The 10862-nt window shown below is 66.3% G+C and carries 17 protein-coding genes and 1 pseudogene; 5 read left to right on the forward strand and 13 right to left on the reverse strand.

The annotated features are described in order from the left end of the window. Positions 1–7: 7 nt before the first annotated feature. The 11 genes from rpmC to DI526_RS21830 are packed head-to-tail and all read right to left on the reverse strand — an operon-like array spanning position 8 to position 5144. A complete protein-coding gene (rpmC, locus tag DI526_RS21780) occupies positions 8–199 on the reverse strand; it encodes a 50S ribosomal protein L29 (protein ID WP_304282584.1) in 192 nt (63 codons plus the stop codon). A gap of 5 nt (positions 200–204) precedes the next feature. Further along, on the reverse strand, positions 205–636 hold the full coding sequence (rplP, locus tag DI526_RS21785; protein WP_013078651.1) for a 50S ribosomal protein L16: 432 nt from the start codon (positions 634–636) through the stop codon (positions 205–207). Positions 637–649: 13 nt separating this feature from the next. Then, a complete protein-coding gene (rpsC, locus tag DI526_RS21790) occupies positions 650–1402 on the reverse strand; it encodes a 30S ribosomal protein S3 (protein WP_304282588.1) in 753 nt (250 codons plus the stop codon). Beyond that, entirely contained in the window at positions 1402–1782 is a 381-nt protein-coding gene (rplV, locus tag DI526_RS21795) for a 50S ribosomal protein L22 (RefSeq protein WP_099503306.1), read from the reverse strand. Before rplV ends, rpsC begins: the two co-directional genes overlap by 1 nt. Before the next feature lie 2 nt (positions 1783–1784). Then, complete coding sequence (gene rpsS / locus DI526_RS21800) at positions 1785–2063, reverse strand: 30S ribosomal protein S19 (protein ID WP_010919131.1); 279 nt, start codon at positions 2061–2063, stop codon at positions 1785–1787. 3 nt (positions 2064–2066) lie between these two features. Continuing rightward, positions 2067–2906: a 50S ribosomal protein L2 gene (rplB, locus tag DI526_RS21805; protein ID WP_297512130.1), complete on the reverse strand. Its 840-nt coding sequence runs from the start codon at positions 2904–2906 to the stop codon at positions 2067–2069. Between the two features lie 3 nt (positions 2907–2909). Next, positions 2910–3206: a 50S ribosomal protein L23 gene (locus DI526_RS21810; protein WP_010919129.1), complete on the reverse strand. Its 297-nt coding sequence runs from the start codon at positions 3204–3206 to the stop codon at positions 2910–2912. Further along, entirely contained in the window at positions 3206–3844 is a 639-nt protein-coding gene (gene rplD, locus DI526_RS21815) for a 50S ribosomal protein L4 (protein ID WP_304282597.1), read from the reverse strand. Before rplD ends, DI526_RS21810 begins: the two co-directional genes overlap by 1 nt. Further along, the gene (gene rplC, locus DI526_RS21820; protein ID WP_304282600.1) at positions 3844–4608 is read right to left on the reverse strand and encodes a 50S ribosomal protein L3; all 765 of its coding nucleotides are present in this window, start codon (positions 4606–4608) and stop codon (positions 3844–3846) included. Before rplC ends, rplD begins: the two co-directional genes overlap by 1 nt. 13 nt (positions 4609–4621) lie before the next feature. Then, the gene (gene rpsJ, locus DI526_RS21825; protein ID WP_004616952.1) at positions 4622–4930 is read right to left on the reverse strand and encodes a 30S ribosomal protein S10; all 309 of its coding nucleotides are present in this window, start codon (positions 4928–4930) and stop codon (positions 4622–4624) included. Between the two features lie 13 nt (positions 4931–4943). Next, positions 4944–5144 (reverse strand): hypothetical protein, encoded by a 201-nt coding sequence (locus DI526_RS21830; protein ID WP_304282650.1) that lies wholly within the window; start codon positions 5142–5144, stop codon positions 4944–4946. A gap of 402 nt (positions 5145–5546) precedes the next feature. Between DI526_RS21830 and DI526_RS21835 the strand changes: the two genes are divergently transcribed. After that, the gene (locus DI526_RS21835) at positions 5547–6305 is read left to right on the forward strand and encodes a hypothetical protein (RefSeq protein ID WP_304282653.1); all 759 of its coding nucleotides are present in this window, start codon (positions 5547–5549) and stop codon (positions 6303–6305) included. Positions 6306–6399: 94 nt separating this feature from the next. Here the strand turns inward: DI526_RS21835 and DI526_RS21840 are convergent, their stop codons facing one another. Next, positions 6400–7239: a GIN domain-containing protein gene (locus DI526_RS21840; RefSeq protein WP_304282656.1), complete on the reverse strand. Its 840-nt coding sequence runs from the start codon at positions 7237–7239 to the stop codon at positions 6400–6402. A 201-nt stretch (positions 7240–7440) separates the two neighbouring features. Between DI526_RS21840 and DI526_RS21845 the strand changes: the two genes are divergently transcribed. The 4 genes and pseudogenes from DI526_RS21845 to DI526_RS21860 all read left to right on the forward strand — a co-directional run bounded on the left by DI526_RS21845 (position 7441) and on the right by DI526_RS21860 (position 10688). Further along, positions 7441–9084: an FAD-dependent oxidoreductase gene (locus DI526_RS21845; protein WP_304282658.1), complete on the forward strand. Its 1644-nt coding sequence runs from the start codon at positions 7441–7443 to the stop codon at positions 9082–9084. Positions 9085–9088: 4 nt separating this feature from the next. Beyond that, positions 9089–9394: a UBP-type zinc finger domain-containing protein gene (locus DI526_RS21850; protein WP_304282661.1), complete on the forward strand. Its 306-nt coding sequence runs from the start codon at positions 9089–9091 to the stop codon at positions 9392–9394. 582 nt (positions 9395–9976) lie between these two features. Continuing rightward, positions 9977–10066: pseudogene (locus DI526_RS21855) on the forward strand (hypothetical protein); the annotation flags it as partial. Between the two features lie 205 nt (positions 10067–10271). Further along, positions 10272–10688, forward strand: a complete 417-nt coding sequence (locus tag DI526_RS21860; RefSeq protein WP_304282663.1) for a hypothetical protein — start codon at positions 10272–10274, stop codon at positions 10686–10688. Positions 10689–10783: 95 nt separating this feature from the next. Here DI526_RS21860 and DI526_RS21865 read toward each other — a convergent pair. Continuing rightward, positions 10784–10862 (reverse strand): hypothetical protein (locus DI526_RS21865; protein WP_304282668.1); only part of this gene is annotated, 79 nt, incomplete at its 5' end.

The raw sequence follows: 10862 nt of genomic DNA on the forward strand, positions 1-10862 counted from the left end.
GTTCTCCTTAAGCCGCGGCCTTGGCGCGCAGCACGGTCTTGATCCGCGCGATATCCTTGCGGATCTCGTTGACGCGGTGGGTCTTTTCGACCTGGCCCGTGGCGGCCTGGAAGCGCAGGTTGAACTGCTCCTTCTTCAGGCTGATCAGGGTTTCGGCCAGCTGGTCGGGGGTCATGCCCCGGATGTCAGCGATCTTCATGAGCCTCAAGCCTCCTGAGCCACGCCCGCATCGATGCGGGTCACAACACGGGTGCGGATCGGCAGCTTGGCGGCGCCCAGGCGCAGAGCTTCACGCGCGATATCGTCCGGCACGCCGTCGATTTCGAACATGATGCGGCCCGGAGCCACGCGAGCGGCCCAGTAGTCCACCGCGCCCTTACCCTTACCCATCCGGACTTCAGCGGGCTTGCCGGTGACCGGCACGTCCGGGAAGATACGGATCCAGACGCGGCCTTGACGCTTCATCTGGCGGGTGATGGCGCGACGGGCGGCTTCGATCTGACGGGCCGTGATGCGCTCCGGCTCGACGGCCTTCAGGCCGTACGAACCGAAGTTCAGCAGGGTGCCGCCCTTCGAGGCGCCGTGGATGCGGCCCTTGAACTGCTTGCGGAATTTGGTCTTCTTCGGAGACAGCATGGCGATCTAATCCTTAGGCGCGATCGCGACGGTCACGACGGTCGCCCCGGTCGGGACGATCGCCGCGCTCACGGCCGCCACCTTCGCCGGCGGGGCCGGACTCGGTGGCCAGGCGCTTGTCGAGCGCCATCGGATCATGCTCCAGCACCTCGCCCTTGAAGATCCAGGTCTTCACGCCGATGATGCCGTAGGTGGTCTTGGCTTCGGCGAAACCGAAGTCGATGTCGGCGCGCAGGGTGTGCAGCGGCACGCGACCTTCGCGGTACCACTCCATCCGAGCGATTTCAGCGCCGCCGAGGCGACCCGAGACGTTGATCCGGATGCCCTTGGCGCCGAGGCGCACGGCCGACTGGATCGAACGCTTCATGGCGCGACGGAAGGCGATACGACGCTCAAGTTGTTGAGCGATCGACTCGGCCACCAGCTGAGCGTCGGTTTCCGGCTTGCGGATCTCGACGATGTTCAGGTGGACTTCGCCCTCGGTCTGAACCGACAGGTCCTTGCGGAGCTTGTCGATGTCAGCGCCCTTCTTGCCGATGATGACGCCCGGACGAGCGGCATAGATCGTGATGCGGCACTTCTTGTGCGGACGCTCGATGATGATGCGCGAGACACCAGCTTGGTACAGGCGCTTCTTCAGGGCGGCGCGGACCGCGAGGTCCTGGTGCAGCATCTTGCCGTACTGGTTACCGTCGGCGAACCAACGGCTGTCCCAGGTGCGGTTCACGCCGAGCCGCAGCCCGACCGGATTGACTTTCTGACCCATTAGGCGGCCTCACCCAGTTCGCGGACCACGATCGTGATCTCGGAGAACGGCTTCTCAACGCGCGTCGCGCGACCGCGAGCGCGGGGCGAGAAACGCTTCATGATCAGGTTCTTGCCCACATAGGCCTCGGCGACGACCAGGGAGTCGATGTCGAGGTTGTGGTTGTTCTCGGCGTTGGAGATCGCCGAGTACAGCGCCTTGCGGACGTCCTGAGCGATGCGCTTGTGGCTGAACTCGAGCTCGTTGAGAGCGCGCTGGACGTTCAGGCCACGGATGGACTGAGCGACCAGGTTCAGCTTGCGCGGGCTGGTGCGCAGGGTGCGAACCTTGGCCATCGCTTCGGCGCCGTCGAGGCGGCGAGCTTGCTTTTGCTTGGCCATGATTACTTCCTCTTGGCCTTCTTGTCGGCGGCGTGACCCGGGAAGTTCCGGGTCGGCGCGAATTCGCCGAACTTCATGCCGACCATGTCTTCCGACACGAGCACGGGAACGTGCTTGTGGCCGTTGTGCACGCCGAAGGTCAGGCCGACGAATTGCGGCATGATCGTCGAGCGACGCGACCAGGTCTTGATGACGTCCTTGCGGCCCGACGAGAGAGCGGCGTCGGCCTTCTTCAGGAGGTACCCGTCGACAAACGGGCCTTTCCAGACGGAGCGGGTCATGGCTTAGCGGCCCTTCTTCGCTTTGTGGCGCGAGCGGATGATGAACTTATCCGTGGCCTTGTTGACGCGGGTCTTGGCGCCCTTGGTCGGCTTACCAGCCGGGGTCACCGGGTGACGGCCGCCCGAGGTCCGGCCTTCACCACCACCGTGGGGGTGGTCGACCGGGTTCATGGCGACACCGCGGACGTGCGGGCGACGGCCCATGTGACGAGAACGACCGGCCTTGCCGAGGTTCTGGTTCATGTGGTCGGGGTTCGAAACGGCGCCGACGGTGGCCATGCACGAGTCGAGCACCATGCGCAGTTCGCCCGAGTTCAGGCGGATCTGGGCGTAGCCGGCGTCACGACCGACCAGCTGGGCGTAGGCGCCAGCCGAACGGGCGATCTGACCACCCTTGGCGGGCTTCAGCTCGATGTTGTGGATGATCGTGCCGATCGGCAGCGTGCGCAGCGGCGAGGCGTTGCCCGGCTTCACGTCGACCTTCTCGCCGGTGACGACTTCGTCGCCGGCCTTCAGGCGTTGCGGGGCCAGGATGTAGGCCAGCTCGCCGTCGGCCTGATACTTGATCAGGGCGATGAAGGCGGTGCGGTTCGGGTCGTACTCGAGACGGACGACCGTGGCCACGCCTTGCTTGCGGCGCTTGAAGTCGACCAGACGGTACAGGCGCTTGGCGCCGCCGCCGCGGAAGCGAACGGCCACGCGGCCATTGCCGCCACGGCCGCCCGACTTGGTCAGGCCTTCAACGAGCTTCTTCTCGGGCTTGCCCTTGTGAAGTTCGCTGCGGTCGATCAGCACCAGGCCGCGCTGGCCGGGGCTGGTCGGGTTAAATTGCTTCAAGGCCATGACTTAGAGCCCCGTCGTGATGTCGATCGACTGGCCTTCGGCCAGCGTCACGATCGCTTTTTTGACGTCGTTGCGACGACCCACGATGCCGCGGAAGCGCTTGGTCTTGCCCTTGGTCACGATGGTGTTGACCTTGGTCACCTTGACCTTGAACAGCTCTTCGACGGCGGCGGCGATTTCGTCCTTGGTCGCGTCGTTGGCCACCTTGAAGACAACCTTGTTTTGCTCGCTGAGCAGGGTCGTCTTTTCGGTGATCACCGGCGACAGGATCGTGTCGTAGTGGCGAGCGGTGGCGGCCATTAGGCGGCTTCCTTCTCAGCGAAACGAGCCGAGATCGCTTCGACCGCGTCCTTGGTCAGGACGAGGGTCTGGCGACGCAGCACGTCGTAGACGTTCAGGCCGGCGTTCGGCAGGACATCCACGTTCGGGATGTTGCGGGCGGCGAGCTTGAAGTTCGCGTCCACTTCCGGACCGGCGATGACCAGGGCGTTCTTCAGACCGATCTTGTCGAAGTTGGCGCGCAGGGCGGCCGTCTTCGCTTCGGTCAGAGCAACGTTGTCCAGGACGACCAGCGAGCCCGACTTGGCCTTCGACGACAGAGCGTGCTTCAGGGCCAGGGCGCGGATCTTCTTGGGCAGGTCGAAGGCGTGGCTGCGGACCACGGGACCGTGGGCCTTGGCGCCGCCGACGAACTGGGCCGCACGGCGCGAGCCGTGACGGGCGCCGCCGGTGCCCTTCTGCTTGTACATCTTCTTGCTCGTACGAGAGACCTCGTTACGAACCTGAATCTTGTGGTTGCCCGAGCGGCGCTTGGCCAGCTGCCAGGTCACGACGCGCTGCAGGATGTCGCCGCGGATGTCGTCGATGCCGAAGATGGCGTCGTCGAGATCAACGGAGCCGGCCTTGCCGCCGTCCAGTTTGATGACGTCGAGTTTCATTAGCCTTCGCCCTCTTCGGTCGCAGCCGCGGGGGCCTCATCAGCGGGGGTTTCAGCAGCAGCCGGAGCCTCGCCAGCCTTGCGGAAGGCGCCCGGACGCGGAGCGTCGGCAGGCAGAGCCTTCTTCACGGCGTCGCGAACCTTCACGTAGCTGCCTTCGTGGCCGGGGACAGCGCCCTTGACCAGGATCAGGCCGCGCTCGACGTCCACCTTCCAAACGGTGACGTTGAGGGTGGTGACGGTTTCTTGACCCAGGTGACCAGCCATCTTCTTGCCCGGGAACGTACGGCCCGGATCCTGGCGGTTACCGGTCGAACCGTGCGAACGGTGCGAGACCGAGACACCGTGGGTGGCGCGGAGACCACCGAAGTTCCAGCGCTTCATGGCGCCGGCGAAACCCTTACCGACGGTGACGCCTTGGATGTCGACCTTCTGGCCGGCGACGAAGTGGTCGGCCGTCAGTTCGGCGCCGACTTCGATCAGGGCGCTTTCCTCGACGCGGAATTCGGCGACGACGCGCTTCGGCTCGACGGCCGCCTTCGCGAAGTGGCCGCGCAGGGCCTTCGAGGTGTTCTTGGCTTTCTTGGCGCCGGCGCCGAGTTGCAGGGCGGTGTAGCCGTCCTTCTCAACGGTGCGCACGCCCGTGACCTGGCAACCGTCGAGCGACAGGACGGTGACCGGCACGTGCTGACCAGCTTCATCGAAGAAGCGGGTCATGCCGAGCTTCTTGGCGAGGACGCCAGTGCGTTGGGTGGGGAGAGTCATAAGCGGGCCCTCCTTACAGCTTGATTTCGACGTCAACGCCGGCCGACAGGTCGAGCTTCATCAGCGCGTCCACGGTCTGCGGAGTCGGGTCAACGATGTCGAGGACGCGCTTGTGCGTACGGATCTCGAACTGTTCGCGCGACTTCTTGTCGACGTGCGGCGAACGGTTGACGGTGAATTTCTCGATAAGCGTGGGCAGGGGGATGGGGCCCCGCACCGTCGCGCCCGTGCGCTTGGCCGTATTGACGATCTCGCGCGTGGAATGATCCAACACGCGGTGATCGAAGGCCTTGAGCCGGATGCGGATGTTCTGACGATCCATATCGCTCGGTTTCCTAGTGGGCTGCGCCCGCGTCTCGAACCATTTCAAAGACCAACTCGGAACCCAGATGGGCTCCGTACGCAGCGTCCGCAAAACAAATGTCCCCAACAGTCGCCTGTCGGGGGTGATGACCAGATATTGCACCCCTCCCGAAGGAAGTTAGCGGCGCTATGTCCGGGCGTCTCGCGAACCGCGTTTGAGCCCGAAAGCTCACAGCCGGTCCAACAGAGGCGCGCTTGTACGTTCCAGAATCGGTTTCGTCAAGCGCTCTGTCCGGTTCGTCTCGTCCGAAAAGGACTCGAGTCGTCGGGCGGGTTCTGGATAGGCGCCCTTTCCTCCCAGCACAAGACCCCCGCAAACATAACGTCGGTCAGCTTTTAACATTCTCAGGTTAAAGCGAGAGATGAACGTGCGCCCGCTTGCGCGTAGTTGAAATTCTCGCCTCCGCAAGTGTCACAAAAATGCATTAATCGCCCCTCAAGCGTAGCCGCTGGTCTTGAGCCGCCGGTCGAACCTCCATAGATGCCGCCCCTCCCCGGCGGACTGGGCGGCCCCTCCCCCAACAACGACCGTCCCGCCAGCCGGAGGAGCCACAGTACTCAAGGGGATAGACCCAATGCATACCAAGCTCTTCGCCACCGCCGCCCTGATCGCCGCCGCCGTCTCGGCCCCGGCCTTCGCCCAGAACGTGGGCTCGATCGGCGCGGCCGTGAACTACACCGACCTGAACACCAAGCTGGGCGGCGGCCACGGCTCGTCGGCGATCGTCGACGGTTCGGTCGCGATCCCGCTGTCGGGCGCCTGGACCGTGACCGCCAACGGCGACGTCTCGATCTCGGATAACGACCTGTCGGACGACACCGTCGCCTCGGGCGCCGCCCACCTGACCACCAAGGTCGGCGACAGCTGGCGCGTCGGCGGCTTCACCGCCCTCTCCCGCCCGGCCAACGACACCGTCTGGGCCGTCGGCGGCGAAGCCCACAAGTACCTGTCGAACGTGACCCTGTCGGGCGTCGCGGCCTACGGTCAGTCGAACGACCAGGACGCCGACCTCTACACCGTGCGCGGCGACGCCCGCTACTTCGTCACGGACAATTTCCGCCTGGACGCCGGCGCGGCCTGGTCGCGCATCGACACCAACCGCAACGCGGACCTGTGGGACGTGAACGTCGGCGGTGAGTACAAGTTCGCCAACACCGGCTGGTCGACCTTCGCCAAGTACACGCACAGCGAGTCGGACGATCTGGCCGACCTGAACGCCGACGCCATCAAGGTGGGCCTGCGCTACACCTTCGGCGGCAGCCTGAAGGACCGCGACCGCGCCGGCGCCGACCTGATCTCGGCCAGCGACCTGTTCGGCTTCAGCGTCCGCTAAGCGAGACGCTGGACGGAACGGTCCGGACATGAAGAAGGCCCCGGGGAGCGATCTCCGGGGCCTTCACTCTTATATATATGTGTGTGTGACGGCACTACTGGCCGATGATCACGTCGCCCGAGCCGGCCACGTGCTTCTTGATGGGGCCATTGACCTTGGCGATGCGGACGTCGCCGGAGCCCATCACGCTGACCTCGACCTCGTCGGCCTCGCCCTTGAAGGTGACGTCGCCGGAGCCCATCACGCTGACCTCGACGGCGCGGCTGCGGCCGCCCGCGACCGTGATGTCGCCCGAACCCGCGATATTGCCTTCCAGCTTACCGCCGATGCGCGCGGCCGAGACATCGCCCGAGCCGGCGATGTTGACCTCGAGGTCGCCCCCGATCGCCTGGGTGCTGACGTCGCCTGACCCGGCGATGCTGATCTCGGCGGAGCTCGCCGAGCCCGTCCGCGTGTCGCCCGAGCCGGCCTGGCTGACCTCCAGCTTTCCGCGGGTGTTGGCGACCGTCCAGTCGCCGCAGCCGGCGTTGGCGAGTTCGACGCTGTCCGAACGGCCGATATCGCCGAACACCGCGCCGCCGGCTCCGACCCGCACGTCCAAAGGCGTGCGGATGGCGACCTGCGGGATGTTGTCATAGGCCACCTCGCCGACGCCGCGCACCTTGACCCAGGTCTTGCCGTTGCGGCTGTTGCAGCCGTTGATCCGGCTCATGCGCAGGTCGCCGTCGATGACGACCTTGCCGCCCTCGTTGCGGACGGTCAGGGGCAGGCTGGCGTTGGTGGTCAGGAACTCGACCTTCACGTCCGGCCGGTTCTCCGGAATGATCACCACACGGGCGACGGCGTCCTTGATCTTCACGGACGGCTCGGCCTGGACGGCGCCGGCGGCGGCTAAGGCGGCGGCCAGAACGGCCAGGCTGGTCAGGGCGCGCATCGGTATCTCCCCTTCGGATGCGTCAAATCAGTGATCGGACGCTAGCGGCGCCGAGCCCGGGCAGCGACTTAAATCGAGGTCATGATCTATTCGTCATGTTCGGGTCGCCAAATGGCGCTCGGCGCATCAAGGCCGCACGAATGTGCAAGACGCCGTTCAATCCAGGGATGACAACCAAGCCGCCTCAAGCAATCTAGAGTCATGACCGGAACGACCTTCGAGACCCGTCGCGCCCAGATGTTCCCCGGCCTGACGGCCGAGGAGATCAATCGCCTGAAGCGCTTTGGCCAGGTCGTCCAGGCCGAGGCGGGCGTAGCGCTGGCGACCGCCGGGACGCCGTCGCCGGGGCTGTTCGTCATCCTGAGCGGCCGCGTGGCGATCAGCCGGCGCGACGCCCATAACGACCGCCAGCCGATCGTCGAGCACGAGGCCGGCCAGTTCGTCGGCGAGATCGCCCAGCTGTCGGGCCGCCCCTCGCTGGTGGACGTCACCGCCCTCACCGGCGTCGAGGCCCTGCTGATCGCCCCCGAACGCCTTCGCGCCGTGCTGATCGCCGAGGCCGAGTTGGGCGAGCGGATCATGCGGGCGCTGATCCTGCGCCGGGTCAGCCTGATCGAGACCGGGGCCGGCGGGCCGATCATCGTCGGCCGCGCCGCCGACGCCGAGGTGATCCGCCTCTCGGGGTTCCTGGCGCGGAACGGTCATCCCTACCAGCACCTGGATCCGGACACCGTCGACTGCGCCCGGGTGCTGATCGAGCGCTTCGACGTCGACGAGAGCGCCCTGCCGATCGTGCTTTGCCCGAACGGGACCCTGCTGCGCCAGCCCTCGAACCACCAGCTGGGCCGGTGCCTGGGCCTCGTCGCGCCGATCGACGCCGACCGTCTCTATGACGTGGCCGTGGTCGGGGCCGGTCCGGCCGGCCTGTCCACCGCCGTCTACGCCGCGTCCGAGGGCCTGTCGGTGCTGGTCCTCGATAGCCGCGCGTTCGGCGGCCAGGCCGGCGCCTCGGCCCGGATCGAGAACTATCTGGGCTTTCCCACCGGCATTTCCGGCCAGGCCCTGATGGGGCGCGCCTTCGGCCAGGCCCAGAAGTTCGGCGCCGAGCTGGCCATTCCCGACGAGGTCGCCTCCCTGATCTGCGAGCCGGACGGCGCCCGTCGCTACCGCCTCAGCCTGGCCAGCGGCGAGACCGCCCAGGCCCGCACCGTGGTCATCGCCAGCGGCGCGCGCTACCGCCGGCTGGACGTCGACAATCTCGACCAGTTCGAGGGCGCCTGCGTGCATTACTGGGCCTCGCCCCTGGAGGCCAAGCTCTGCGCCGGCCAGGAGGTCGCCCTGGTCGGGGCCGGCAACTCGGCCGGCCAGGCGGCGGTCTATCTGGCCAGCCAGGTCAAGAAGGTCTGGATGATCGTGCGCGGCCCCAGCCTGGCGGCCACCATGTCGCGCTACCTGATCGACCGGATCGAGAGCACGCCCAACATCGAGGTCGTCACCCAAAGCCAGGTCGTGGCCCTGGATGGCGAAGGCGACCAGCTGTCGACGGTGCGCTGGCGCGGTCCGGACGACGCCGAGACCACCCAGGCGATCAGCCACCTCTTCCTGTTCATCGGCGCGGCGCCGAACACGCACTGGCTGACCCACTGCCAGGTCGAGCTCGACAACCACGGCTTCGTGCGCACCGGGACCGACCTGGCGCCCGGCCATCCGCTGCTGCAGACCAGCCGCAAGGGCGTGTTCGCGATCGGCGACGTGCGGGCCGGCTCGGTCAAGCGGGTCGGCGCGGCCATCGGCGAAGGCGCCCAGGCCGTCGCCGCCATCCACGCCTATCTCGCGGAGGCCTGAGACCATGAGCTGCCTGCACGGCGACGCCATCCGCCTGGTCACTCCCAGCGCCAAGGGCTGCGAGGAATGCCTGAAGACCGGCGGCTGGTGGGTGCACTTGCGCCTGTGCCGGACCTGCGGCCACGTCGGCTGCTGCGACGACAGCCCCAGCAAGCACGCCACCGCCCACTTCCGCGCGACCCGCCACCCGATCATCGAAGGCTATGATCCGCCCGAGGGCTGGGGCTGGTGCTTCGTCGACGAGGAATTCGTCGAGCTACCGGACCAGACCCCGCAGGTGGGGCCGATCCCGAGGTTCGTGGAAGGCTAGGCGCAAGGCGGCGCCCTTCCGCCGTTTTGGGCCGGCGGGCTGGGGAGGCGGCGGAGCGTCCGGGCAGGGCCCGGATGAGTATTGCGTGGAGTACCGTTTCGGCCGAGGCCGGAGCGCTCCGCGTGACCTGTGCTCCGGAGCCCTCGACGCGCGGGGTTTTAACCCGCTTCCGAAAGAGGCCCCGGGCGGGCGGAGGAAGATGCGTTCCCTCCGGACCGCGCGGGCGATTTCAGCCCGCGCCTGCCGCGCCCGTCTCCCTCGCCGCCCGGCCTTCGTCCCGATGTTTCAGGGAGCCCGTCCGGATCCGTCGCGAAGGCGGCCCAAAGGCCAAGACCAGCGCTTCCCGCTCGATCACCCCCGCCGCTCGTTCGGTCGCCAGCTGAACGCCCTCCCCCGCGACGGGGCGAGGACAAGTATGCGGGCGGTTTTGGGAGCGATGCGTCGAATTTTTGGGGGCTCGTGGGTCGGGGGCGGAAAGCGTTGAGATTGTTGGGGTTGGGGTGGCTGAACGCTCGTGGGTAGGCGGGGATTGGCGCCGCCCTCGTCAAAACCCCGTCATCCCGCGACTTGTTCGCGGGACCCATGGTTCAGCTTACACGTGAGCGCTTGAGTGTTCTCCGCACGTGCGGCGGAGATATGGGTCCCGCGCATAAAGCGCGGGATGACGGTGGGTTTGCACGCGTGAAAGCCCTTCTCCCGGGAACGGAGCCATCCTTACATCTCACGGCGAGACGATAGCAGGGCTGTCAGCCCTGCACGCTGCAGCCTCCACGAGATGTAAGGTTCGCACCGACCTGGGGAGGTCGGCTTGCGACCCTTAGCCGGACGTTCGATTGCCATCTCTTACAGAGCTTTGTGAAACGTGGTTAGCTCAACCATGGCTTTCAGACCGATCAGCCTAGTCGTGCTGTGCTTGGCGCTTTCGTCTTGCTCGGAAGGCGGCTTCATTGGCCGCCCCCAGCAGTATTCCGGTGTCTGGCTCGACGAGTTCGAAGGCTCGACCTTTGTCGAAGGCGCCACCGGGACACCGAAGACGTTCCCAGTCCCCAAAAAGACGGACTGGTTCGAGTGGCGCGATCAGCCGCTTCTCGAAGCCGTCATGAACGAGAGGCCGGAGGATGGAGGCTGTCATGATGTGCTGCCGGTCCTGGTCACCTTTGTGGGGCGCAGGACGTACTATCCCTTTGGCGGCACGGGCCACTTGGGGATGTGGCGCTCAAAGATAACGGTGCAGAGAACGATCTCGGCCAAGCGGCTCGGCCCATCGCTCTGTTACGATGCTAACCACCCATAGCGGTCCTTCGTCTCGCCTCCCAAGCAAAAGGCCCCGGAGATTTCTCTCCGGGGCCTTCGCTTAGTTCAGATCGGCTGTCGCTGAGGATCGTTCGTTTACTCGACGATCTTCGAGACGACGCCGGCGCCGACGGTGCGGCCGCCTTCGCGGATGGCGAAGCGCAGCTTTTCTTCC

The organism is Caulobacter segnis, from assembly GCF_003243465.1.
Classification (GTDB): Bacteria; Pseudomonadota; Alphaproteobacteria; order Caulobacterales; family Caulobacteraceae; genus Caulobacter; species Caulobacter segnis_A.

Bases quoted from the DNA above. Each gene is read 5' to 3' on its own strand.
- rplC (WP_304282600.1), bottom strand. From the start codon at position 4,608: ATGACTCTCCCCACCCAACGCACTGGCGTCCTCGCCAAGAAGCTCGGC.
- rpsC (WP_304282588.1), bottom strand. From the start codon at position 1,402: ATGGGTCAGAAAGTCAATCCGGTCGGGCTGCGGCTCGGCGTGAACCGC.
- rplB (WP_297512130.1), bottom strand. From the start codon at position 2,906: ATGGCCTTGAAGCAATTTAACCCGACCAGCCCCGGCCAGCGCGGCCTG.
- rpsJ (WP_004616952.1), bottom strand. From the start codon at position 4,930: ATGGATCGTCAGAACATCCGCATCCGGCTCAAGGCCTTCGATCACCGC.
- DI526_RS21850 (WP_304282661.1), top strand. From the start codon at position 9,089: ATGAGCTGCCTGCACGGCGACGCCATCCGCCTGGTCACTCCCAGCGCC.
- rpmC (WP_304282584.1), bottom strand. From the start codon at position 199: ATGAAGATCGCTGACATCCGGGGCATGACCCCCGACCAGCTGGCCGAA.
- rplD (WP_304282597.1), bottom strand. From the start codon at position 3,844: ATGAAACTCGACGTCATCAAACTGGACGGCGGCAAGGCCGGCTCCGTT.
- DI526_RS21860 (WP_304282663.1), top strand. From the start codon at position 10,272: ATGGCTTTCAGACCGATCAGCCTAGTCGTGCTGTGCTTGGCGCTTTCG.
- rplP (WP_013078651.1), bottom strand. From the start codon at position 636: ATGCTGTCTCCGAAGAAGACCAAATTCCGCAAGCAGTTCAAGGGCCGC.
- DI526_RS21835 (WP_304282653.1), top strand. From the start codon at position 5,547: ATGCATACCAAGCTCTTCGCCACCGCCGCCCTGATCGCCGCCGCCGTC.
- DI526_RS21810 (WP_010919129.1), bottom strand. From the start codon at position 3,206: ATGGCCGCCACCGCTCGCCACTACGACACGATCCTGTCGCCGGTGATC.
- DI526_RS21845 (WP_304282658.1), top strand. From the start codon at position 7,441: ATGACCGGAACGACCTTCGAGACCCGTCGCGCCCAGATGTTCCCCGGC.
- DI526_RS21840 (WP_304282656.1), bottom strand. From the start codon at position 7,239: ATGCGCGCCCTGACCAGCCTGGCCGTTCTGGCCGCCGCCTTAGCCGCC.
- rpsS (WP_010919131.1), bottom strand. From the start codon at position 2,063: ATGACCCGCTCCGTCTGGAAAGGCCCGTTTGTCGACGGGTACCTCCTG.
- rplV (WP_099503306.1), bottom strand. From the start codon at position 1,782: ATGGCCAAGCAAAAGCAAGCTCGCCGCCTCGACGGCGCCGAAGCGATG.